This window comes from Chryseobacterium gambrini (assembly GCF_027920505.1).
GTDB lineage: Bacteria > Bacteroidota > Bacteroidia > Flavobacteriales > Weeksellaceae > Chryseobacterium > Chryseobacterium gambrini.
In genome coordinates, this window is sequence record NZ_CP115857.1 from 1,882,699 (window position 1) to 1,905,875 (window position 23,177).

A 23,177-nucleotide genomic window follows, 5' to 3' on the forward strand; every position below is an offset into this window, starting at 1 on the left:
ATCACATTAAAAGCTCAATCACTAAAACTCTCCCACTATCATTACTCTCTCACTTAAATAAAAGGATACGCTTTCAGAGTTAAAAATTCATCAAATTTATCACTGAAAATCAGTTCATTAAAAAGTTCTTTGGCAAGATTGAATTTCCCTTTACGGAAACGTTCTTCACCAACATACTTTTCAATTCTTTCCAGTTCTTCAAATTCCCACTGAAGAATCATTTCTCTGGTTAAAGTGCGGTCATCACTTAAAACGGCATCATTTTTCAGCCATTGCCAGATCTGGGTTCTGGATATTTCTGCGGTTGCCGCATCTTCCATTAAATGATAAATGGCTGCAGCTCCCGTTCCCATTAACCACGATTCGATGTAAAGAATTCCGACATTGATGTTTTTTCGGACCCCTTTTTCGGTGATTTCACCTTTCGGAACTTCCAGTAAATCTTTTTCGGTGATATGGTATTGAAATTTTTTATCGATCTGATTTTTGGAAGGCATATATTTATCAAAAATATCTTTAGCCACAGAAACCAACGCAGGATGAGCCACCCATGTTCCGTCGTGTCCGTTTTTTACTTCCCGTTCTTTATCGCTTCTTACTTTTCCGAAAGCAATGCTGTTCGCTTCATAATCATTTTTAACAGGAATCTGTGCCGCCATTCCTCCAATTGCATGAACATTTCTTTTGTGACAGATTTCAATAACACGTTTAGAATACGCACTCATAAAAGGAGAAGTCATGGTTACCTGATCTCTGTCGGGAACAATAAACCGGGGAAGGTTTCTGAATTTTTTAATGAAAGAAAAAATATAATCCCATCTTCCGCAGTTGAGTCCGGAACTGTGGTCTTTTAATTCAAATAAAATTTCATCAATCTGAAAAGAAGCGGTAATTGTTTCTATTAAAACCGTTGCTTTAATGGTTCCCTGCGGAATTTCTAAGTAATTCTGTGCAAAAACAAACACTTCGTTCCACCATCTTGCTTCCTGATAATGCTCTAATTTCGGGAGATAAAAATACGGACCGCTTCCATTTTCAAGTAGTTGTTTAGCATTTCTGAAAAAATAAATTCCGAAATCGATTAATGACGCCGAAGCCTGTTCCCCATTAATTTCAATATGTTTTTCATTTAAATGTAATCCTCGCGGACGAACCAATAAAACAGCCGTTTTTTCATTTAGCTGATAAGATTTTCCCTGTTCAGTCGTAAAATCTATTCTCCGGTTCACCGCATAAGAAAGGTTTAACTGACCTTCTATGCAGTTCTTCCAGGTCGGAGAATTGCTGTCCTCAAAATCTGCCATAAAAGTGGAAGCTCCGGAATTTAATGCATTGATGATCATTTTCCGGTCTACCGGTCCTGTAATTTCCACTCTCCGATCCAGTAAATCTTTCGGAAGCGGAGCGCAGATCCAGTTTCCGTTTCTTATTTCCTTGGTTTCTTCTAAAAATTCCGGAAGAATTCCTTTATCAAATTCATTTTGCCTGATTTCTCTTTCTTCTAAAAGTTTTATTCTTTTCGGATTAAAATTCTGATGAAGCTCAACCAAAAAATCGATTAAATCATTGGTAAAAACTTCTTCAAAATTTTGTTGTTCCTTGATTTTCAACTGAATCTTGGTTTCCATATTGTTTTAATTTTGTAATTGAACATTGCAAACATAAATAAAAATTTTCACAAATAGCGAACGTTCGCTAAATTATTTTAAAAATTATTATGCGAATAATCGCTTCTAAATATTATATTTGAATTATGAATTCGGACAGTGACTTTATTAAAACGGTTTTCGGGCTGAAACTGAAACAGCAGAGACAGAAGAAAAACTGGTCTTTACAGGATCTTGCGGTAAAGACCGGTTTATCGAAATCCTACCTTAACGAAATTGAAAACGGAAAAAAATATCCGAAGCATGATAAGATCATTCAGCTTTCAGAAGCGCTGAACTGTACTTTTGACGATCTGGTTTCCACAAAACTGGATAAGAGCCTCACTCCTTTTAATGAAATTCTTCAGTCAGATTTTTTTAAAGAGATTCCTCTGGATCTTTTCGGGATCAATAAAAATAATCTGATAAGCATTATAAGTGATGCACCTAAAAAAGTAACCGCTTTTATCAATGCCCTGATCGAAATTTCACAAAACTATAATTTAGGAAAGGAAAGATTTTACTTTGCCGTTTTACGTTCTTTTCAGGAGCTTTATGATAATTATTTTCCCGAAGTTGAAGAAAAAGTCCAGCTCTTTGCTGAGGAAAACGGATTGCAGATCGACAAAAATTTACAGTCTGATGTTCTGGAGACTATTCTGAATGAAAAATTTAATTACCATATTCAGTCGGAAGATTTTGAGAAGTACGGGACTTTGGATAATTTACGCTCATTGTTTGTCCCTGAAAAAAAGCTGTTGCTTTTAAACCGGAAATTGGAAAAAGACCAGAAAACCTTTATTCTTGCGAAAGAGATCGGATTTAATGTTCTGGAGCTGAAAAACCGACCGAATACGTATTCGTGGCTGGATTTCGGAAGTTTTGAAGAAATTTTAAATAATTTTTATGCTTCGTATTTTGCGGGAGCTTTGTTAATTTCAAAACAGAAAACAATTGAAAAAACTTCAGATTTTTTTCTGCAAAACGAATGGAATCCTCAGAATTTTGAAAATTTAATTGAAAACTTCACCAATTCTCCCGAAACATTTTACTATCGCCTGACGAATCTTCTTTCTTCTGAACTGGGAATAAAAGATTTGTTTTATTTATGTTTAGTCAAAAAGAAAAATTCAGATAAAATACAGATTTTAAAAGAGTTACACCTCAATCATCAACAAGCTCCCCATGCGAATGCAACCAACGAGCATTATTGCAGAAGATGGATTGCCGTGAAAAATCTTCATCATTTAAAAGAAAATGAAACATTAACGGAAGCCCAGATTTCTCATTATAAAGATCAGGGAATCAGCTATCTTGTGATTTCCACCTCACAGAAAAATCCTTTCTCAGATGGAAGCAACAGAAGTTATTGTTTGGGAATTTTATTGAATTCTCAGACGATTAAGAAAATCAATTTTATTAAGTCTCCCACCCTGAAAACGATTAATGTAGGCGTAACCTGCGAATCGTGCAGCATTGCGGACTGTGAAGTAAGACAATCGCCGCCAATCCGTCTGGAGAAGGAATATTTTAATTCGGGCATGAAAAACGCAATTGAAAAGATCAGGAAAGATATTTTGTAAATTTTTCCATTTTTTTTTTATTATTCACCTCATTTTCGGGTGAAATGATTATTTTTACACCAGTTAGGGATATAAAAAACAATTTAATTATTCTAGGTTATTTAGTCCGTCGAATAAGAGATCTGTCTATCCCTGCAACAAAAAAAATTAATAATCATTTTAGTTATTCATCCGCAAATGATGCTCGATATTTTATTTCCGAATCGCTGTATTCGGTGCAACCGGATAATTGATGCCGATTTTCCGGTCTGTAATCTTTGCTTTGACCAGATTCACTTTACCCACAACGATTATTCTGAACATAATTTTGTTAAAGAAAAATGCAGTCTTCTTTTTCCTATCGAAAATGCTTTTGCACTCATGCAGTTTGAAAAAGAAAATGTGAGCCGAAAATTAATTCATGAACTGAAGTACCGGAATCGGGAGAAGATCGGGAAAATTTTAGCTGAATGGGCGACGGAAAGACTGGATTTTCAAAATCGGAAGCCAGATCTTTTGGTGACGGTTCCACTTCATCCGAGAAAATTAAAAGAAAGAGGATATAACCAACTGCATTGGTTCGCCGAAACGCTTTCAGAATTTTATGCTATTCCTTTTGATCATGATGTGATGAAAAGAAATCATTATTCCAAAGCTCAGGCTTTGAAGGATAAACAGAACCGGCTGAAAACTGAAAATACATTTTCAATGACTAAAAATATTTCAGGTAAGCATATTTTGTTAATTGATGATGTTTTTACAACGGGAAATACGCTGGCTTCAATTGCATGGGAGATTCTGAAATCGGGAGATAATAAAGTGAGTGTTTTGGTTATGGCAATTGATGAATAAAAAAGCTGCTCCACAAAGAACAGCTTTAAGAAATTGTAATTATTTAAAAGGATTACTCCATTTTTTATTGGTATACACATCGGTTCCGGAAAGTGTTTTCAGAAATGCGATTACTGCATTCACTTCCGTTGATGTAAGGTTTAGCTTTTGTCCGTTTCCGTTAGGCGCCAAACGAGGATCAAGATTGGTATTTCCCGGTGCAATATTGATATTTCCGTAATGACCAATCACCTGCTGAAGTGTTGTAAAATTTCCGGTGTGCATAAACTGTCCGTTTTCTATTCCGCTGCTGTTGGTAACGTTTCTTAAACTTGGAGCTTTGGTGTTAAAAACATCGATTCCGGTTCCGCTGATTTTAGCGATAATTCCGTTGTTTTTGGAATTCGGATCAATATCAAATTCAGGAGCGGCATGGCAGGCTGCACAACCCAATCCGCCACCGGTTCGGTTTCCTGCCGCGTCGAAAACAGGAGGAGCTAAAAATAGATTTTTTCCCTGATTTTCCTGTGCCGTAAAATTTGCAAACGGCTGCTGATCATTTGCGCTTGCGGCTCTTCCTGCATCATATTTGGAATCAAAAGACTGAATACTTCTGATAAACTGAGCCAATGCATTCTGAATTCTTGTTTGATTAACGGTAGCATCTCCGTAAACAAATTTGAACATTTCCTGATAGTATTTAATGTTCTGAAGTTTTGCAATCAAATCCTGAAGTGTTCCGTCACCGTTTGTTCCGCTGAAGCCCATTTCGTTATGATCCTGAATCGGGAACGTAGTCTGTGCTTCCAGATTAGCCGCTCTTTCGTCCCAGAAAAATTTCATTTCATTTCCGAATCTTGCATTGACCAGTCTCATGGAATGTCTGCCTGTTGTTCCGTTCACTCCTGTACTCGCAACTGCATTGTCTCCAAAAGCAAGTTCCTGTTTGTGACAGCTTGAACATGAAATGGTGTTGTTTTTCGAAAGATTTTTGTCGTAAAATAACATTCTCCCCAATGTTGCGCCCTTATCCGTAATAGGATTTCCGGCGGTATTATCTCTTGTAATATAGGCCGGTTTAGGCTGATTTGCGTAATTTTCAAGACTGCTGAGATTGATATTGGCACCAAAAGCAGCCAGAATTCCGGGATATTCTTCCTGTGTAACCGGAGTTGCTTCATAGGTATCGCTGCCCGAACAGGAATATAAGGCTACTGCTGTGAAGAATGCAGGAACAAGCCATGATGTAAGTTTTTTCATAAGAGGTTTTTAGAATGTTTAGTTTAAAAGTTTTTACCAAGATATTTTGGATTAAATATCTGTGAGGTTGTTTTTTGTGAAGATTTTTTAATGTTTTACAACTACTTTCTTTGAGATTGTATTTTTACCATTGGAAATTTTAACCATATAGTTTCCGTTGTATAAAGTCTGCGTATCGAAATAAGCAATTGTACTTCCTTTGATCATCTGGGTTTTCATAAGCAGCTTTCCGGACATATCATACAAATCAATATCAAGATCATATTTTAGTAAATGGTCCACCTGAATCAGCAGTAAATCGCTTACCGGATTGGGATATAAAACCGTACCGATATTTTTAAATTCAGCTTCAGATACCGCAAGATTTGAAGTGTAGGTTGTGGTGGTTTCCGTTACCGAGGTCACTTTTCTGTTTGCATAAACACCGTAGTAGGTTGGTCCTATCAAATAAGGATAAGCCGAATTGTGATTGGCATCTACCGTTGCAAAATAGCAATACGTTCCGTTGGGATATTCTGGAGTTTTACAGAATCTTCCGTTATGTTCATCCAGATAATCGCCCTGTCCTGTGTGAGCTACCCATTCGTAATCCTGAATGCACGATCCCAATGGATATGTAGAGTTTACCGGAGGTCCCGCTGTAACAGAAACGCCGTTAATCGTATTTCTTGTTGTGATATTTCTTAGCTGATAACCGGATTTCATTCGGGTAATTCCTCCTGTTCCGTCTGCGTTTTTGTAGGCATAAGCTCCATAGATCGGAAATCCGTCATACGCAAAACCGATAAGCGGAGAATGCTGTGAAGTATTAATGGTGTATAATCCGTTCGCATCATACGGATTACATACCGTGGAAATTACATTCAGATCATATTTAAAAGCAGATGGATTCTGATGATGATGATAATTTGTTCCTGCAGGATGTCCTTTGGAGCAGTCGAACCCTAATTTTTCATAAACAATTGCATCGCGCTGCCAGACTCCGTCGCCGGTTCCACCTGTGGGACCTCCTGCCCAAGCATTGGTGGAAGATTTCCAGGAAACACCGTCTTTAGGATCGAAACCTGCGACCCCATTGATAAAAACAGCAATATTTCCAAGTGCAGTCGCCGTTGGTGTTCCTGTATTCTGAACCGGAGTCAAAGGAAATTTAAATATGGCATTCTGATTTCCTGCCTGATTGGGATTTCCATCCTGAAAAGGACCTGTAGGATAAGCCGGAATTCCTTTGGTAGAAATATAGACATTGCTTGCAGAATATTGTACCGCCTGACAATTTACGAGAATGCTGTTCCCCTGTGGAGTAGAGTTTCCGTTCGGGTAGTAAGTTCCTGTTGCCGTTGTATTTTGCAGCCATGAAGTTACTGCGGGACCCTGAGCATTAGCTAAAGTTCCCAATAAAGATAAAAATAAGTAGGTAATTTTTTTTCTCATGCCGATATTTTTAGGTTTTCACTTTAAAATATTAAAGTCTCATTACTTTCTTAGACGACAATAGATTTATTTTCCTTCGGAGGGCAGTAAAATTTCTTTCGGAAACTGAAAATTCTGGTTTTTCACAAATTCTCTATCGTTAAGTGTAAGCAAAAATGCGATGAGATCAACTTTTTCATGATCTGTAAGGATGATTTTTTTTCTGAGTTCTTTTGAAACTTTTGAATTCTGCTGTATTCCGTTGGTGTAATGGTTAACTACCTGACTTAATCTGTTAAATCTTCCATCATGCATATAAGGATAAGAATAGCTTAGATTTCTTAAAGAAGGGATTTTAAACATCAGACTGTCTTTCTTTTGTCGGGTAACTCCCATTCTTCCAACATCTTTCAGATATGAATCCATCGGCAATCCGTTAGCTGCAAATTGATAGGATGAAAAAAGAGGTTCCTGATGACAGGAATGGCAGTTCCGTTTAAAAATCTCATAGCCTTTCTGTTCCTGCTCCGTGAAGCTCTCTTTTCCTTTTTTTACCTGATCGTATTTGGAATCTGTGGAAATTAAGGTAAGCTGAAATTGGGCAATAGCCTTCAAAAGATGCTGTCCTGTAACGGTGCTGTCTGAAAAAGCTTTGTAAAAAAGGGTTCTGTACAATTTTTTAGCCTGAAGTTTTTTAACCACATTTTCAATAGATTCTGCCATTTCCTTTTTATCGCTTATCGGAGCTAAAGCCTGAACTTCAATATGATTAACTGCACCATCCCACATAAAATCTTTCTGCCACGCCAGATTAAACAGCGCAGGAGCATTTCTTTTTCCGATAGAATCTCCGATTCCATGACTTAAGGCGTGATCTGTATGCGCAAAAGCATTGTATGAAGTATGGCAGGAAGCACAGGAAACCGTTCCGTCTTTTGATAAAACAGGGTCATAAAACAAGGCTCTTCCCAACTCTACTTTTTCTTTGGTTAACGGTTCTTTTTTAAAATCGGAAACAGGTTTCGGAAAATATTCGGGGATGTAAAGCGTGTAGAGATCTTTGAAGGTAAAAGCCAATAACGGAATCAGAAATAAAAAGACAAGAATGTATTTCTGCATTCCTCTCATAAGATGAAATTTACCTTTATCATTATTCATAACAATATTTTTATCGGAACATCATTTAGAATCTGTAGAAAATATTTTCTGAAACTGACGGGCAAGAACGACTGCTTTTTCTCCCGTTGACATTACGGAATGAGTTTTACTTAAATCAATTTCTGATAAAAACCGTAAAATATCTACAAAAATTACATTTTGGTTTCTTTTCAAGGGCAAAATAACTGTTTGTAATGTTTCAAAAGGTTTTAAATATCCTCCAACATGAAACTGAAAATCTTTATGAACAGCACCGGAATTTTCTGAATTTCCTTCTATCTTAAAGTTTATATATCCGCTTTGCCACGACCAGTACATTCCGTTCACCGGATCAAGATCTCCACCCATTGCTCCGGAAACATTGGTAAGACTGTCAATTCCGATGTTAAACTGAATTTCGTCGAAATCTTCTGTGATATTTTTATCAAAATCTATTTTCAATCTGTTTTCAGAATCAATTAAATAAGATTTTTCCGGTGTTTTAAAAACTGTTTTTCCTGATTTTTTAAAACAGATATCCGAAACGTAAAATTTTAATTTAGATATAGAAACAACATCATCTTTTAATGTATATTTTTTTTCTATTTCCAGTTTTTCAGAAGCCCAAACCGGACTGAACTGTATTCCGGTAACGACATTCTGCGAAAAAAGAAAATTCACCGAAGCCAGGAAAATAAAAACGAAATATTTTTTTTTCATCGCTCGTGTGGAGGTTTCGGTCCGGGAGCAAAAAGAGATTCAAATTCATCAATAAGATGATCGAAATCCTGCAACTGGTCGGGACGGCAAATTTTTCTGATGTCCTGAAAGTGCTTAAAGTTGATCTTTTCAGTTTCCATACTTATCTTTCCGATTTGCTGTACCAAAGAATCTCCGTTTTTCCGATCTTTATTTTTTAATAATGAATAATACTGCGTTTTCGCATCCATCATTTCGTGTTCTTTTTCTCTGATCTCCATTCTGTGCTGCTGAATCAGCACGTCATATTGCTGTATCTGTTTTTCATCCAAATGCAGCCGTTCAATAATGAGATTTCTCGGCCCTGAATGATGCGGAGGTTTTCGCGTGAGCATGAAGATCACCAATAAGAGATTGGAAATCAGCAGACCAACGATAATAAAAATGTAAAATCTGTTTTTAGTCATACGAAAAAGTATTTTGTGATTTCATCATAAATAAGGTATCAAAATCCGATCTGGAAGAATCTTTTGTGTTTTGAATAACTTTTACGTTCAAACTGATCAGAATAGCAATCACAGCTGCCGCGGCGAAAATCCATTTTGGGGAAACAATATCTTTCTTCTGATTCTCAATTTTATTGAGAATCTTTCCGTACAATTCTGAAGGAGCATCCACACTCTGAATTTTTTCTAATATCTGCAACTGATCTTCCATTACATACTTAGACGATTTATTTTTCATATTCCTTCTGTTGATTTAGTTTTTGGATAAGATTTTTTTTGGCACGTTGAAAAAGTGATTCCACCGCTTTCTGACTGATATTCATGATCTCAGCGGTTTCCTGTTGAGAATTACCCTCGATTTTCAGTAAAATAACGACTGTTTTCTGATCATTCGGAAGCATATTGATAAAGCTGAAAATTTTCATGACTTCTTCTTTCTGCTCAAGAACCACACCGGGATGATTGAAATCTACCGGTTCATTCTGTCTGTTTTCAGCATCCGAATCTCTGAAAAGACCGAAAAAGAATCTTTTCTTGGAATTTTTATGTTTAAGAAAATCTAAAGAGGTATTAATCGCAATGCGGTAAATCCATGTCTTTAAGGATGACTCATTTTTAAAGCCATCCATCTTTTGTGATATTTTTACAAAAACATCCTGAGTTATTTCTTCTGCATCTTCGGTATTCTGGGTATACTGCAAGGCAAGATTATATACCATCTTCTGATGCTGATAGAAAATAAACTCGAAATTCATATTCCGGTTTTCATTACGGTCACTTTTTATATTAGACGAGAAAAAATATTTTTTCCTTCGGTTTTTTCAGTTTCCGTAAAAATAAAAGAAATTCAGATGTAAAAATGATTTCGAAAAAAATTGCTCAGAGAAATTTTATCGCTGTAGTTTTTCGCCATAGCTTAAGTCTCCCGCATCACCCAGTCCCGGAGTAATGTAGCCTTTTGAGGTAAGGTTTTCATCAATGGCTCCTACCCAGATTTTGGCATCGGGATACGCTTTTTCTATGGTTTCTACTCCCTGTCTTGAAGCAATTGCTGCAACAATATGAAGTTCTGTAGGCTTTCCGTTTGTTAATAAATCTTTGATGGCTTCGATAAGAGAAGCTCCGGTTGCCAACATAGGATCGGCAACAATTAAAGGTCTGCCTTCGATGTTCGGACACGTTAAATAGTCCTGTTTAATAGAAAAATAATCGTTGGCATCATGTTTTCTGTAAGCGGCAACAAATCCGCAGTCTGCTTTATCAAGATAATTCAAAATTCCTTCAAACAAAGGAACTCCGGCTCTCAAAATGGTCGTAATAACAGGCTGAACAGCAATTTCCTTCACTTTAATCGTATCCAGAGGAGTCTGAATTTCAATTTCTTTCTGCTCCAGTGTTTTGCTGATCTCGAAAGCAGCAATTTCGCCGATTCTTTCCATATTTCTGCGGAATCTCATACGGTCGTGTTGGATTTCAACATTTCGAAGCTCATTGATCCATGAATTAACTAAAGAAAATTGTTCTGATAAAACTATTGTGTTCATTATTTTGAAAAGCTTTTATCTAAAAATATATATTTAATGAAGAATAAAATCCCTCTCAGAAAAATCTGAAAGGGATTACAATTTATTTTTGTCTGAAATACACTTCGATAGGAACTCCGGTAAACCCGAATTCTTTTCTTAGTTGGTTTTCAGTAAATCTTTTATATGGTTCTTTTACGTATTGCGGTAAGTTACAGAAGAATACAAATTGTGGTGACGGCGTCGGAAGCTGTACACAGTATTTGATTTTAATGTATTTTCCTTTGTTTGCAGGAGGCGGTGTCTGTTCAAAAATAGGAAGCATCACTTCATTAAGTTTTGAAGTTTTGATCTTTTTCTTACGGTCTTCATACACCTGCATTGCCATGTCTACCGCTTTCAGGATTCTCTGTTTCGTTAATGCAGAAACGAATAAAATAGGAATATCCTGAAACTGCCCGATCTTGTCTTTAATCTGTTTTTCGAAATCACGCATGGTGTTGGTTTCCTTACCTTCAATCAAATCCCATTTATTAACAAGAATCACAATTCCTTTTCTGTTTTTCTGAGCCAGACCAAAGATGTTCATATCCTGAGATTCCCATCCCTGAGTAGCATCCACCATGATAATCACGACATCAGAGTATTCGATGGAACGGATAGAACGCATTACGGAATAGAATTCCAAGTCTTCGCTTACTTTAGATTTCCTTCTCATTCCGGCTGTATCTACCAATACAAACTCGTGTCCGAATTTGTTATAAAGGGTCTGGATACTGTCTCTTGTTGTTCCTGCCACATCTGTTACGATATTTCTGTCGGCATCAAGCAAAGCATTCGTCATTGTAGATTTTCCTACGTTCGGACGACCTGCGATGGTAATTTTCGGTAATCCTTCGAAAGGATCTTTGTATTCGGTTGTCGGAAAATCTTTTACCACATCGTCCAGTAAATCTCCTGTTCCTGAACCTGTTGCAGAGGACAAAGTGTAATATTTTTCAATTCCCAACTGATAAAATTCTGTAGCTGCCAATTCTTCTTTGGAAGAATCTACTTTATTGATAACTATATATACCGGCTTGTTGGATCTTCTCAACATTTCGTGGATTTCGTAATCCGTATCTGTAAGTCCTTCTTCTACATTCAACATAAAAATGATAGAAGTTGCCTCATCAATCGCCAACTGAACCTGCTTTGAAATTTCTCCCTGGAAAACATCGTCATTATTTACATCGTACCCTCCTGTATCAATTACCGTGAAATCTACTCCGTTCCAGTCTGACTTTCCGTAGTGACGGTCTCTGGTAACACCGGCGGTAGAGTCTACGATAGCCTCTCTTCTTTCCAGTAAACGATTAAAAAGCGTTGATTTTCCTACGTTGGGACGCCCAACGATTGCGACAATATTCGACATAAAAATGTTTAATAAATAATTATTAATGGGTTTCTCCAACTTTTGGAGCCCAATTTTTTGCAAAGGTAAGCTTTTTATTTTATTTAAAATTCTTCATATTTAAAGCCTATTAAACAGATCAAAAAATCAGAATATTAGCTGCCGAAACATATTTTAAGAATTAAAACGCAGTATCGGATTTAAATTTCAATAAAAAGCAGAAAATAAATCTTTGTAAATCAATTAATAATCGAGAAACACGCATTTTTTCTTTCAATATGATTTTTATTTTTAAAATAATTTATATAATTTCGCGTCATAGAAATACAGACCCATGGTGTAGCGGTAACACTACTGATTTTGGTTCAGTCATCTGGGGTTCGAATCCCTGTGGGTCTACGAAAACCGTTAATTATCAAATTAACGGTTTTTTTGTATCTAAAAATATTTTGTGCTATTGATATTAATTATGACTGCTTTTCATCAAAAAGGTATTGATCTTTAAAGAATTTTAATTTATATAAATTAGCTGCCCAACTCCAGCTGGTTTTTTACCAGATTATAGTAATCTGCTTTATTATCAACCAATGTCTGATGATTTCCATGCTCTACAATTCTTCCATTTTTTAAAACAATGATTTGATCTGCATTTTTCACTGTACTTAAGCGGTGTGCGATTATTAAAACTGTTTTTCCTTTGAAAAACTGTTGTAAATTGTCATGGATTATTTTTTCATTTTCTGCATCAAGTGCAGAAGTAGCTTCATCAAAAAAAATGTAATGAGGGTTTTTATAAACAGCTCTTGCAATAAGTATTCTTTGTTTTTGCCCACCAGAAATACCATTTCCCGATGCTCCGATTTTGGTATTATATCCTAAAGGAAGTTCTTCTATAAACTCTTCTATATTTGCAATTTTTACTGCGTTTTGAAGTTTTTCTCTGTTTACCTCCTCATCACCAGTGGCAATATTTCTTTCAATAGTATCTGAAAATATAAAGCCGTCCTGCATTACGACACCACAATTTTCCCGTAAACTTTTTGGGGAAATTCTTGATATATTTTCAGAATTATAGAAAAGTTCACCTCTTGTTGGTTCGTAAAATCTCAGAAGCAGTTTCATTAAAGTGGTTTTTCCACTACCGCTTGCGCCGACAATTGCCGTTATTTTTCCTTCCGGAATTTTAAAACTAATATCTTTAAGAACAAATGGAGATTTAGGACCTTCATATTGAAATGAAACATCATTAATATTGATCCCTTGATTATTTAATAAAGATGTTTTTGGAAGAGGGATTAAATTTTCATTTTCTTCATCTTCATGATACTGAACTTCAGAGAGTCTTTCCAAACTAAGTTTGGCATCCTGTAGAGAATAAAAAAATGTTGTAATACTGTTAAGAGGAGAGATCATTTGTCCCAATATAAAAGAAATTGCCATAAGCTCACCTAATGACATTTCTCCTTTTATCACACAAACAGCTGATATATAGGTTACAATAATGTTTTTAATTTGGTTGATTATTTCAAAACCGCCGATCTGAAATTGAGTTAACCTCAGAACTCTTGAATTTATTTGTAATAATTTATCCTGAATTTTCTGCCATTCTTTATTCTTAAAATCCTGAAACTGATTTAGCTTCATCTCTGTTACACCATTTATAATCTCATAGATGGCATTTTGATTTTCACTTTTTAATTTAAATTTATAAAAATCGAGTATGCTTCTTTTCTTCAGAAAATATGCAGACCAACAAACAGCTAAAACAGTAAGAAGCAAATAAATGAACAGAATTGTGTAGTTGTAATATCCCAAAATCACAAAAAATACACAAAATGAAATAATGGAAAAAATAGTGATTAAACTCTGTGAAGTTAAAAAATTTTCGATTCTTTCATTATCCTGAATTCTTTGAGTGAAATCGCCCATCATTTTAGTATCAAAGAATTTTATTTTTAACTGTAATAATTTTCTTAGAAAGTCTGAAATAATTGTTATGCTGATTTTTGTTCCTACTTTTAAAACCAGCCAGTTTCTAATGATTTCAACAGTCATAGCTCCAAGAAACAAGCTGATCTGCGCAAAAAGTATCAATTGAACAATTGACAAATTTTTGTCCGTAATTCCTTTGTCTATAAGATTTTGCGTTAAAAACGGGAAAGCGATGTTTACTAAATTGCCTAAAAGCAAGGATAATAACATCCACAAAAACTGTTTTTTATGCTGAAATAAAATTCCTGCTAAATATTTGATATTTATTTTATTTTCCGCAGGTGGAGAATATTCATAGAAAGCATCTGTAGGATTGAGAAATAATGCAACACCTTTGTTGTCGCTGCTAATCCAATGCTTTAAAAATTCAGTTTCCTTAAGGTATAATATACCATAGGAAGGATCAACAATTTTAAACAATAAGCCTCTTTTAAAAAAAGACTTATTGCCTTTTTTGGATCCTTTTATTTTTTCTAAAACTATAAAATGGTTTTGATCCCAATGTAATATACAGGGTGTAGGTAAATCTAAAAGCTGGTCTAAATTTATTCTGGTTGTTACTGTTTCAAATCCTATGCTTTGCGCCGCTTCGCTGATTCCTAATAAAGATACTCCATCTCTTGTAAGAAATGATTTTTCTCTTAAATATTTCAGAGTATACTTTTTTCCATACTCATTGGCAATCATAGCCAGACAAGCCGGACCACAGTCCATGATATTATACTGAGGAATAAATTTCATTTATTTGTTGGTTGATTCAATAAAATCAGATATTTTTTTCAGTTTTTTCAATATAAGGGGATTCAATAAATCGTTTTTACTTTGATAATTTAATTCAATTTCATTACCTTCTAGTTTAACAAACGTTTTGTCATTTTTAGTTTCAAGATCACTAATCTTTGACCATACTAACTTCTGGTTCGTTGTTTTATACTCTTTGCCTAGCTCTTTTTTTAAATAGTTCAGTATCGACTCTTTTTGCTTTGCATCAAAAGAAGTCGAATAACTATAGCTTTCGGAAGACTTTGTACTACTGGTAGTTTTTGTCTGGGCTGTTCCTAAATTTGATAATGCAGTCATAAGTATTAAAAGTATTATTTTTTTCATTTTTTATTTTGTTATTCGATGATATTAATTGCTCTTTTATCATAAAGTAATGATAAAAAGTATAAGCCGGCTTCTACAGGCCAATCTTGCGTTAAAGTACTTAATAAATCCGTTACTTTCTCCTCTTTATTTCTATTTAATTTATCAATGATACCAGATAATTCATCATGATATTTAATTTTTACTTTATAACCTCGCACAAACATGACCAGCTCATCTCCAATTTTTTCATAATATGTTTTAAATGGATAAGGAGTAATTATTTTTTTATTCTCAAGTACTTCATAATTATCTACATCATATTTTATTTTATCATTTAAGGTTATTGGGATATTTGCCCATCCGCCATTACTTAAAATTGCTAATTTGAATTCTTTGTGTAAGTACTTCATCAAATCCATGAAAGACAGGTGTCTAAGATTTTCATCTAAATTAATTACTGATTCAATGGCATTAAATGAATCTTCAACTTCTTCATTTTTATCCGGACTTAATATTTGTTTGTTATCATTCAAATATTGCTGAGAAATAGAATTTAAAATTGCAGATGTAAAACCTTTTCTTGTAGGATTGTTAAATCCAACTATAAATCCGATAGACAATTCATCAGAAAATCCTATATGATACTTATTCCATGGCATAAAATAAAAATCTCCCGTTTCGAAAGGATATGCATCCGAATAAGGCAGAAGTGGTTCTATATCTGTATTATTTTCTTTTTTGCCAGTTAGCTCCTTATATGTATCTTCTTCCCAATTATACATTATTTTTGGACCGGGTCCAAGATGAAAATGCATTATATTCTCGCCCTTAATATCAATATGAATTCCCAAAGGTGTCCATCCGTAATTTCCTACAAACAGAGTCATTTCAAGTCCTGTTAAAGGTATTCCTACTTTATCCAGTAAAGGCTGTAATTTTAATAAAATATTCTGTGAAACTTTCTCTGAAAATTTTTCAGTTCTATTAATAATCATTCCGAATTTTTGTTTTTCAAAAACTCTTTCGGCATAACTTTCCAAAGTTTCTTTTTCAGTTGGTGGAGCATCAAAAAGTTTGGATATATAGTTTATATCCTGTTCTTCACCTTTTATGTACACTCTAAACCCATACTGATTAGTTCTATGAGTATAAATCTCCTGTAAAATCTTTACTGCTTCGTTCTTTAATATATCAATATCATCATTAGATATTACATTTTTGTATACTTTTGTTTTAGTAAAATTCCCACTATCTTCTAAAAAATGATCCCACCACTCCGCAGAAAAAGATTCTACTTTTTCGATAATTGCCTGTTCCATCTTATTTCAACTGATTAGTTTCAACAATATTAATAGCTCTCTTGTCATAAAGGAGCGATAAAAAGTATAAACCTGCTTCTACAGGCCAATCAACTATCAAATTACTGAGTAAATCCGTTACCAGTTCTTCTTTATTCTGGTTTAACTTATCAATTATATTTATTAACTCATCATGATATCTAATTTTCACCTTATATCCTCTTGCAAAAATCACCAATTCATCATCTATTTTTTCGTAAAATGTTTTAAAGGGATATGGCGTGATAATTTTCTTATTATCCAATATTTCATAATTATCAATCTCATATTTGATTTTATCACTTAAGGTTACAGGAATACTCGCCCATCCCCCGTTGCTTAAAATCGCTAATTTATACTCTTTGTGGAGATACTTTAATAAATCAATAAAAGTCAGTCCTCTTAGATTTTCATTGAGATTTAGTACGGATTTAATATTTTCAAACGTTAAATCAATATCTTTGTCCTTATTTGGGCTTAAAATTTCGTCATCCTCATTAAGATGCTGCAAATGAAGGGCATCAAGAATTGCGGTAGTAAAACTTCTCTTTGTAGGATTGTTAAACCAAATGGTAAGTCCTACAGAAAATTGGTCAGAGAATCCTATATGGTATTTATTCCAAGGCATATAATAGAGATCTCCTGTTTCAAAGGGATAACTTTCTGCGTATGGTAAAAGTGGTTCAACATCTTTATTATTATCTTTTTTACCGGTCAGTTCCTTATAATCTTCCTCGTTCCAGTTGTACATAATTTTAGGACCGGGGCCCAAATGAAAATGAATAACATTTTCGCCTCTGGTATCCTGATGAATCCCTAAAGGAGTCCATCCGTAGTTTCCAATTAGTATGTGAGCACTTAATCCTGTTAGGGGAATACCTACTTTATCTAATAAAGGTTGTATTTTTAGTAAAATATTATGAGCTAAATCTTCAGAAAACTTTTCTGTGTGATTAATAATCATTCCAAACTTTTTATCTGAAAATACCCGATCAAAATATTCTGTAATGTTTTCATTTTCAAAAGGAATATGTTTTTCAAACAAATTGGTCATGAAGTCATTATTTTGCAATTTCCCATCTAAATAGACTCTAAAACCATATTTGTTTGTCTTTAGAGCATATAATTCCTGAATAATCTTTATAATTTCCTTATTAAGAAAAACAATATCTTCAGAAGTTATTACATTTTTAAAAACTTTAGTTGTTGTGAAATTCTCGTTCTCCTGTAAAAAAGTGTCCCACCACTCTGATGAAAAAGATTTTATCTGTGTTTCTGTAATTGTATCCATGTATATTAGCTTTATTATTTATTAAAAAGGCGGTGTATTTTCCACCGCCTCAGTACTTAAAGATGTAACCTATGATGTTACAGTTACAGTTACTTTCTTTACTGTTACTTCTGTAACTGTAGTTTTAATAGTGTCAGCCATACCTCCTTTGATCTCTGCAGATTCAAGCGGTGATAAAGTGCTAACATTCAAAAAATCTTTGGCATTGAATTTTTTCTTTTCCATGTTATTAATTTTTTAATGGGTTAAACAATCGGCAAACTTTTAAAGACACCAGAACTTTAACGTTCTGTTTTATACCCTCGTTGGTCTTTGTTTATGCGTTTATTTTTTAAGTCTGTTTTTTTCTTCTTCGTTACTTCCTTCTATCTGAGTACTTTTGATATCTTTATTACCAAATTTGTAAACTAATGACAGCCTTAAAAACCTTATATCCTCATAGTTTTTGTATATAATCTGATAATTATTGGTTATTGAAGTCTGGGTTATGATACTGCTTTTTAAAATGTCATTTCCAATAATTGCAAGACTCAGATTTTTATTTAAAAACAAAAATTTTAATGATACATCAAGCTGGCTGTATGCGGAAATTCTGTCTACTCCCGAAACTCCCTTAAAATTGTAAGAATAATTCAGTCCGAATAAAACGGTCTTTTCCTTATTAAGACTAAAAGTATTATTGGTAGTCAGGTTATAATTAAATCCGTCCACATTAGAGTTTATATATGGCACTGTTGATTTTGAATTAGAATAATACACATCAAAACTGTTATAACTTTGAAACCATTTTTTTAAGTTTAATGTATACGATTCTGAAAGACCTATGATTTGTGAGTTCAAATAATTTAAAATTATATTTGCCTGTAAATTATTATTCACTGGATCTATCAAAATAATACCGCCTGAACCATCTGTTATTTTAGAGTAGTAAAGCTTACTTGTCCAGTTATTTTTAAGAGTATAACTCAACTCCATGTTATGACTGTAACTTGGCTGAAGAAAGGGATTACCTTCAGAATACTGGTATTTGTTATTGTATATTCTAAATGGATTTAAATCCTCAAAATTGGGTCTGTTTAATCTTCTGCTGTAGTTAATTGAGAAAATATTATTTTCATCAGGAGTATATGTCAGATAAAATGTTGGAAATAATTTCGAGTAATTATTCTTATTTATTCTATCTAAAGAAATTGAATTCCCCTCAGTTTGTGTAGTTTCAAATCTTAGACCCAGCTGGGTTTCCCATTTCTCGGATAATTTTTTGCTGGCAGAAAAATACAGTGCTTCTGTATTTTCTTTATAAACAAACCGATTACTCTGTGCAGCATCATATATTGAACTTCCTGAACTAAGATTGTACAAAGCCAGATCTGTTTTATTCTTTGTAAAAGAAACTTTCCCACCAAAAGTAAAATCTGCGAACTTAGTCGGAAAATCCACATCAACATTTGCCGAATAATTTTCAATATCCTGTTTTGAAATATTATTGGCAGAATAATATGAATTGGGAATTACCATATTGTTTGCCAACAAATTATTTGAGCTAAAAATCCTGTCTTGTGTATCTTTAAATTTCAAATAGTTAAAATTTGCTGAAATTTTTCTACCCAGAGTATCTAATTTATAAACGGAATAAAAATCTACAGTATTAAATCTATTTCTTATTCTATTTTCAGCTTTATTAACGATTAAGGAGTCAATAGAATTACTAATATTATCTGTTATGGTTGAATAATCATTTTCTAAATTTCTTTTCTTGTTATTACTGGACATATACTGTACGCCAATATTAAACTTGTCAGAAAATCTGTAATTTACGCCCAATTTTCCACGAACCAAATCGTAATAGTTTCTGTTTGTATTTACTTCTCTCCATATCTGATTGGGATAAAAGAAAGTTGTATTATAGCTGGGAGCAATCGATCCGTTTGTATACCCCAAATCAGATTCAATAGAAATTTTATCTTTATTATAATTAAAACTTCCTCCTATAGTTCCCGCAGGATAAGTGGTTTGTGTATAAGTACTTCTCACTGAACTGTTCCAACTATTTTGTTTTACTTTATTAAGCTTTATATTAATGATCCCGCTATTTCCTTGTGCTTCATATTTGGACGGTGGCACTGTAATTACTTCAATACTTTTAATACTGTCTGATGGTATTGTTTTTAAAAAACCGATAAGATCATCTCCTGAGAGTTTTATTACTTTATCATCCACCATCACAATCATTCCGCTTTTACCTATCATCGAAATTTTGTCATTGAGCACGCGTATTCCGGGTGTTACTTTTAAGGCATCAAGTGCATCTCCCCCCGTTGCAGAAATTGAATTTTCAACATTAAATACCAATCTGTCGATTTTTCTTTCAATCAATTTTTTCTTTGTAACAATTTCTATTTGCTCTATTTGCTTTTCTACAATCTTATTGATCGAGTCCTGAGCAAAAGAAAAGACAGATATTAATAAAAAAAGTAATGTATATTTTTTCATTCTATTTTTCAGCGGAACCTACACTTTGAGTTTTCCAGTGAGTTCCTTTTATTGGAGGATCCTTTTGGTTTTCACTAGAGTCTTTTTCTTTTTTACTATCCTTTTGTAGAGTAATATTATCTGAAACAGTATTTGGATAATTTAGATCTTCAGTTTCCCTGCAAGAATTTACCAACACACAAAAAAGCCCAAGTAAGATTATAGTGATTTTGAATTTCATACTTTTTCAATATTTTTTTGGTTGATAATTTCCGGCCGAAAGTCATCGATTATTTTTAGCAATATTAAAAGAGTACACCCTGTTTCACAAATAGTTGTGGGTAAGATTATAAAAATTATTACGTAAAAATTTTTATAATTTTTACATTTCCCCTGTTTATTACTCTAATCATCAGTGATTTATTCTCATCAGTAAAAAACATTTTTATATCTATCTAAACTTTTATTATATTAAAATAATTACATTTGAAGTGAAAAAGAATTCCATGAAAAACAAATTAAAAAGGAATGAATAAAACTATTTTCAGCTTTTTTGTTTTTTTTACAATCTGCCAACTGTCAGCACAGGATTATTATTCTGCGTTAAGAAATAAATATTGGATATATGAAGAGAATGATCAAAAAGCTTTTCATTATCTCAACATCTACATATCTAAAGCAAAAAAAGAAAAAAATTATGCAGAATTGTTTCAGGCTTATGATGATGCTATAAGATATTCACCAAACAAAAAAAAAGAATATGCAGACAGTGCTATTTCTGCTGCAAAATTATCTGGAAATTCTGATCTTATTGGCAGTTCATATATAAGTAAAGGAGCGGTATATTATTTTACCTACAGAAAATTTCAACCAGCTCTGAATGAATATTTAAAGGCATATGAGTATACAAAAAATACAGATGATGAATTTCTAAAATACCAAAATCTATACCATATTGGTGTTGTAAAAAGCTATCTGGGGTATTATGAAGAAGCATTACAATTATTTAAGTCATGTAATGTCTATTTTAAATCAAAAATAAAAGCAAATATACACCCTAATCTTATCAAGAATCATCAAAAAGGCTATCTCAATTGCTTACACCAAATGATTGTCTGTTACCAGCAACTGGGAAATTATACTGAATCTGAAAAACTTATAAAAGAAGGGTTAGATGCTCTTCCAAAAGATCCTTTTTTCAATCTCGAAAAAAGTTATTTCTATAAAAGTGAAGCCATTACAGAATTTAATAAAAAATCTTATCAAAATTCTATTCAAATATTTAACAATGCATTGCCTGAATTCATAAAAATTAATGATTACACCTTTGCATCTGTCATTTACTACTATCGGGGATCTGCTTATGATGAACTAAAAAATACTGAAAAAGCTCTTTCTGATTATAAGAAAGTAGATTCTATCTTCAATAAATACCAATTTATTCTTCCTGAATTAAGAAACAATTACGAAAAACTTATTACATTTTACAGAAATAAAAACCAACCAAAAGAAGAATTATATTATACCAAGCAACTGCTAAAAGCAGACAGCATCATCTCCACTGATTTTAAATATCTTTCCAATCGTATACACCGGGACTACGATACAAAATCTTTACTTGAAGCTCAATCAAATCTTGAAAAAACCAATTCTTTCGGAAAGTTTTTACTCATATTCAGCTTCGTCGTAATTTTAGTTCTTATATTATTTTTAGCATATTGGCTGAGAAAGAAAAAAGAAATTCAGATTAAATATGAGGAGCTGTTAGAAAAAATCAGTTCAAAGAATACAAAAATAAAAGAAAATGCAGATCTTAATAAACTTACCGAAAAGAACTCAAAGATAGAAATAAAAACAGTTCAGCTTCTTAAAAGTAAATTCTCTGATTTTGAAAAAAATAATGGCTTTCTTGAAAAAGGAATTACTGCTGGAAAACTTGCAATAGAGTTTGGTACCAATGCAACTTATATTTCACAATTTATGAATGAATATCAGGGCTGTAATTTCAATACTTATATCAATAAATTAAGAATAGATTACGCAACAGAAAAAATATACAATAACAAACTTTGGCAAAAATACTCTGTAGAAGATATAGCACTTGCCTGTGGTTTTAGCAATCGGCAAAGTTTTTCAAATTTATTTTATGAACAAAATGGCATTCGACCTGCTGATTTTCTCAAAAAACGAAAAGAGGAAATAAGACTAAAAAGAGTATCGTAAATATTTTAAGATTAAGTTGTAACGACTAAAGCTTATCCAATATAAGGTTTTTAAAAATTTTTCAGTAATCATAAAAATAAAGCCGGAAAATTAAACCGGCTTTTTTCACAGACAAAATAAAGATACTAATATCTTGAAGTAATTACCCAAGCCGATCCCGTACTCTGCACTACAATTCCTCTTCCCAGATTGCTGTTATTTAATCCATAGTTAGAAAAATTGCCTCCGTTGATCCTGAATAAACCATTTACCGTTACATTTCCTGCAGTATCGTTGATGAGTTGATAGACCTTTCCTCTGTTCGACGAAGTTGCAGATGGTAAAGTAACATCTCCCGATATTAAAACGGTATAATCGTCGTCTGCAACAGTTCCGGTTGATAATGTCCTGATTTTTTGTGAAGCTGCAGCAGAGATCAGCTTGATCCATTTCCCAGAATTTCCGTCAAAATAGTAATATCCGGAAGCCGTAACATCTATGGTCTGTCCTGCAGGAGCTGTATCTTCCTGTGTAACGAAAACAATTGCTCCGTTTTGTGATGCAGTATAATTTTTTGTTCTCAATTGATCTCCTGTAATTCTCGGGGCAATAATCCCGTCAAATTTGAATGGATCTCCCGGATTGCCAATAACATCCAATGTGGCATTTGGATTTACACCGTTGATGCCGATTTGAGCGTAACTAAAAGAACCTACCAATAGTAAGGCAGGAAATAATTTTCTTATCATGTTAGAATTTGTTTTTTTAACAAAAATATATTTTTATTACACAAATCCTAATTTTAAACCAATAAAATTACATTT

At 33.5% G+C, this 23,177-nt stretch carries 21 protein-coding genes and 1 tRNA gene; 4 read left to right on the plus strand and 18 right to left on the minus strand.

Features of this window, described 5'->3' with window-relative positions; genetic code table 11:
• Nucleotides 1-53 precede the first annotated feature (53 nt).
• A complete protein-coding gene (aceB, locus tag PFY09_RS08470) occupies nt 54-1,628 on the minus strand; it encodes a malate synthase A (RefSeq protein WP_271162116.1) in 1,575 nt (524 codons plus the stop codon).
• Nucleotides 1,629-1,753: 125 nt separating this feature from the next.
• Here aceB and PFY09_RS08475 point away from each other — a divergent pair, with 125 nt between their 5' ends.
• Nucleotides 1,754-3,229, plus strand: a complete 1,476-nt coding sequence (locus tag PFY09_RS08475) for a helix-turn-helix domain-containing protein (protein WP_271162117.1) — start codon at nt 1,754-1,756, stop codon at nt 3,227-3,229.
• Nucleotides 3,230-3,406: 177 nt separating this feature from the next.
• The gene (locus PFY09_RS08480; RefSeq protein WP_271162118.1) at nt 3,407-4,060 is read left to right on the plus strand and encodes a ComF family protein; all 654 of its coding nucleotides are present in this window, start codon (nt 3,407-3,409) and stop codon (nt 4,058-4,060) included.
• Nucleotides 4,061-4,099: 39 nt separating this feature from the next.
• Here the strand turns inward: PFY09_RS08480 and PFY09_RS08485 are convergent, their stop codons facing one another.
• The 9 genes from PFY09_RS08485 to der all read right to left on the minus strand — a co-directional run bounded on the left by PFY09_RS08485 (nt 4,100) and on the right by der (nt 11,991).
• The gene (locus PFY09_RS08485; RefSeq protein ID WP_271162119.1) at nt 4,100-5,299 is read right to left on the minus strand and encodes a cytochrome-c peroxidase; all 1,200 of its coding nucleotides are present in this window, start codon (nt 5,297-5,299) and stop codon (nt 4,100-4,102) included.
• Nucleotides 5,300-5,386: 87 nt separating this feature from the next.
• Nucleotides 5,387-6,733, minus strand: a complete 1,347-nt coding sequence (locus PFY09_RS08490; protein ID WP_271162120.1) for a YHYH protein — start codon at nt 6,731-6,733, stop codon at nt 5,387-5,389.
• A 66-nt stretch (nt 6,734-6,799) separates the two neighbouring features.
• Nucleotides 6,800-7,870: a cytochrome-c peroxidase gene (locus PFY09_RS08495; protein ID WP_271162121.1), complete on the minus strand. Its 1,071-nt coding sequence runs from the start codon at nt 7,868-7,870 to the stop codon at nt 6,800-6,802.
• Between the two features lie 21 nt (nt 7,871-7,891).
• Entirely contained in the window at nt 7,892-8,569 is a 678-nt protein-coding gene (locus PFY09_RS08500) for an MbnP family protein (protein ID WP_271162122.1), read from the minus strand.
• On the minus strand, nt 8,566-9,015 hold the full coding sequence (locus PFY09_RS08505) for a Spy/CpxP family protein refolding chaperone (protein WP_271162123.1): 450 nt from the start codon (nt 9,013-9,015) through the stop codon (nt 8,566-8,568). The genes PFY09_RS08500 and PFY09_RS08505 overlap by 4 nt, the downstream gene beginning before the upstream one ends.
• Nucleotides 9,008-9,292 (minus strand): hypothetical protein, encoded by a 285-nt coding sequence (locus tag PFY09_RS08510; protein WP_271162124.1) that lies wholly within the window; start codon nt 9,290-9,292, stop codon nt 9,008-9,010. Before PFY09_RS08510 ends, PFY09_RS08505 begins: the two co-directional genes overlap by 8 nt.
• Nucleotides 9,282-9,809 (minus strand): RNA polymerase sigma factor, encoded by a 528-nt coding sequence (locus PFY09_RS08515; protein ID WP_271162125.1) that lies wholly within the window; start codon nt 9,807-9,809, stop codon nt 9,282-9,284. Before PFY09_RS08515 ends, PFY09_RS08510 begins: the two co-directional genes overlap by 11 nt.
• Before the next feature lie 135 nt (nt 9,810-9,944).
• Nucleotides 9,945-10,598 carry a uracil phosphoribosyltransferase gene (gene upp, locus PFY09_RS08520; RefSeq protein ID WP_271162126.1) on the minus strand — a complete coding sequence of 218 codons (654 nt, stop codon included), beginning with the start codon at nt 10,596-10,598 and terminating at the stop codon, nt 9,945-9,947.
• 82 nt (nt 10,599-10,680) lie between these two features.
• Nucleotides 10,681-11,991, minus strand: coding sequence for a ribosome biogenesis GTPase Der (gene der / locus PFY09_RS08525; protein ID WP_116097518.1), 1,311 nt, complete (start codon nt 11,989-11,991; stop codon nt 10,681-10,683).
• 307 nt (nt 11,992-12,298) lie between these two features.
• On the opposite strand from der, the gene PFY09_RS08530 reads away from it, so the two are divergent.
• A tRNA-Gln gene (locus PFY09_RS08530) sits at nt 12,299-12,369 on the plus strand.
• Between the two features lie 126 nt (nt 12,370-12,495).
• Here PFY09_RS08530 and PFY09_RS08535 read toward each other — a convergent pair.
• The 7 genes from PFY09_RS08535 to PFY09_RS08565 form a co-directional block, all read right to left on the minus strand.
• Nucleotides 12,496-14,703 (minus strand): peptidase domain-containing ABC transporter, encoded by a 2,208-nt coding sequence (locus PFY09_RS08535; protein ID WP_271162127.1) that lies wholly within the window; start codon nt 14,701-14,703, stop codon nt 12,496-12,498.
• Nucleotides 14,704-15,069 carry a hypothetical protein gene (locus PFY09_RS08540; protein ID WP_076390947.1) on the minus strand — a complete coding sequence of 122 codons (366 nt, stop codon included), beginning with the start codon at nt 15,067-15,069 and terminating at the stop codon, nt 14,704-14,706. It lies immediately after the preceding gene.
• Between the two features lie 11 nt (nt 15,070-15,080).
• Nucleotides 15,081-16,370 carry a hypothetical protein gene (locus PFY09_RS08545; RefSeq protein ID WP_271162128.1) on the minus strand — a complete coding sequence of 430 codons (1,290 nt, stop codon included), beginning with the start codon at nt 16,368-16,370 and terminating at the stop codon, nt 15,081-15,083.
• Nucleotide 16,371: 1 nt separating this feature from the next.
• Complete coding sequence (locus tag PFY09_RS08550) at nt 16,372-17,679, minus strand: hypothetical protein (protein WP_271162129.1); 1,308 nt, start codon at nt 17,677-17,679, stop codon at nt 16,372-16,374.
• A gap of 69 nt (nt 17,680-17,748) precedes the next feature.
• Nucleotides 17,749-17,904, minus strand: a complete 156-nt coding sequence (locus tag PFY09_RS08555) for a hypothetical protein (RefSeq protein WP_271162130.1) — start codon at nt 17,902-17,904, stop codon at nt 17,749-17,751.
• A 99-nt stretch (nt 17,905-18,003) separates the two neighbouring features.
• Complete coding sequence (locus PFY09_RS08560; RefSeq protein WP_271162131.1) at nt 18,004-20,172, minus strand: outer membrane beta-barrel family protein; 2,169 nt, start codon at nt 20,170-20,172, stop codon at nt 18,004-18,006.
• 1 nt (nt 20,173) lies between these two features.
• A complete protein-coding gene (locus PFY09_RS08565; protein ID WP_256038010.1) occupies nt 20,174-20,392 on the minus strand; it encodes a hypothetical protein in 219 nt (72 codons plus the stop codon).
• A 287-nt stretch (nt 20,393-20,679) separates the two neighbouring features.
• Here PFY09_RS08565 and PFY09_RS08570 point away from each other — a divergent pair, with 287 nt between their 5' ends.
• A complete protein-coding gene (locus PFY09_RS08570) occupies nt 20,680-22,374 on the plus strand; it encodes a helix-turn-helix domain-containing protein (protein WP_271162132.1) in 1,695 nt (564 codons plus the stop codon).
• A 125-nt stretch (nt 22,375-22,499) separates the two neighbouring features.
• Here PFY09_RS08570 and PFY09_RS08575 read toward each other — a convergent pair whose 3' ends face one another.
• A complete protein-coding gene (locus PFY09_RS08575; RefSeq protein WP_271162133.1) occupies nt 22,500-23,102 on the minus strand; it encodes a hypothetical protein in 603 nt (200 codons plus the stop codon).
• Between the last annotated feature and the right edge of the window lie 75 nt (nt 23,103-23,177).

Bases quoted from the DNA above. Each gene is read 5' to 3' on its own strand.
- aceB (WP_271162116.1), bottom strand. From the start codon at position 1,628: ATGGAAACCAAGATTCAGTTGAAAATCAAGGAACAACAAAATTTTGAA.
- PFY09_RS08475 (WP_271162117.1), top strand. From the start codon at position 1,754: ATGAATTCGGACAGTGACTTTATTAAAACGGTTTTCGGGCTGAAACTG.
- PFY09_RS08480 (WP_271162118.1), top strand. From the start codon at position 3,407: ATGATGCTCGATATTTTATTTCCGAATCGCTGTATTCGGTGCAACCGG.
- PFY09_RS08485 (WP_271162119.1), bottom strand. From the start codon at position 5,299: ATGAAAAAACTTACATCATGGCTTGTTCCTGCATTCTTCACAGCAGTA.
- PFY09_RS08490 (WP_271162120.1), bottom strand. From the start codon at position 6,733: ATGAGAAAAAAAATTACCTACTTATTTTTATCTTTATTGGGAACTTTA.
- PFY09_RS08495 (WP_271162121.1), bottom strand. From the start codon at position 7,870: ATGAATAATGATAAAGGTAAATTTCATCTTATGAGAGGAATGCAGAAA.
- PFY09_RS08500 (WP_271162122.1), bottom strand. From the start codon at position 8,569: ATGAAAAAAAAATATTTCGTTTTTATTTTCCTGGCTTCGGTGAATTTT.
- PFY09_RS08505 (WP_271162123.1), bottom strand. From the start codon at position 9,015: ATGACTAAAAACAGATTTTACATTTTTATTATCGTTGGTCTGCTGATT.
- PFY09_RS08510 (WP_271162124.1), bottom strand. From the start codon at position 9,292: ATGAAAAATAAATCGTCTAAGTATGTAATGGAAGATCAGTTGCAGATA.
- PFY09_RS08515 (WP_271162125.1), bottom strand. From the start codon at position 9,809: ATGAATTTCGAGTTTATTTTCTATCAGCATCAGAAGATGGTATATAAT.
- upp (WP_271162126.1), bottom strand. From the start codon at position 10,598: ATGAACACAATAGTTTTATCAGAACAATTTTCTTTAGTTAATTCATGG.
- der (WP_116097518.1), bottom strand. From the start codon at position 11,991: ATGTCGAATATTGTCGCAATCGTTGGGCGTCCCAACGTAGGAAAATCA.
- PFY09_RS08535 (WP_271162127.1), bottom strand. From the start codon at position 14,703: ATGAAATTTATTCCTCAGTATAATATCATGGACTGTGGTCCGGCTTGT.
- PFY09_RS08540 (WP_076390947.1), bottom strand. From the start codon at position 15,069: ATGAAAAAAATAATACTTTTAATACTTATGACTGCATTATCAAATTTA.
- PFY09_RS08545 (WP_271162128.1), bottom strand. From the start codon at position 16,370: ATGGAACAGGCAATTATCGAAAAAGTAGAATCTTTTTCTGCGGAGTGG.
- PFY09_RS08550 (WP_271162129.1), bottom strand. From the start codon at position 17,679: ATGGATACAATTACAGAAACACAGATAAAATCTTTTTCATCAGAGTGG.
- PFY09_RS08555 (WP_271162130.1), bottom strand. From the start codon at position 17,904: ATGGAAAAGAAAAAATTCAATGCCAAAGATTTTTTGAATGTTAGCACT.
- PFY09_RS08560 (WP_271162131.1), bottom strand. From the start codon at position 20,172: ATGAAAAAATATACATTACTTTTTTTATTAATATCTGTCTTTTCTTTT.
- PFY09_RS08565 (WP_256038010.1), bottom strand. From the start codon at position 20,392: ATGAAATTCAAAATCACTATAATCTTACTTGGGCTTTTTTGTGTGTTG.
- PFY09_RS08570 (WP_271162132.1), top strand. From the start codon at position 20,680: ATGAATAAAACTATTTTCAGCTTTTTTGTTTTTTTTACAATCTGCCAA.
- PFY09_RS08575 (WP_271162133.1), bottom strand. From the start codon at position 23,102: ATGATAAGAAAATTATTTCCTGCCTTACTATTGGTAGGTTCTTTTAGT.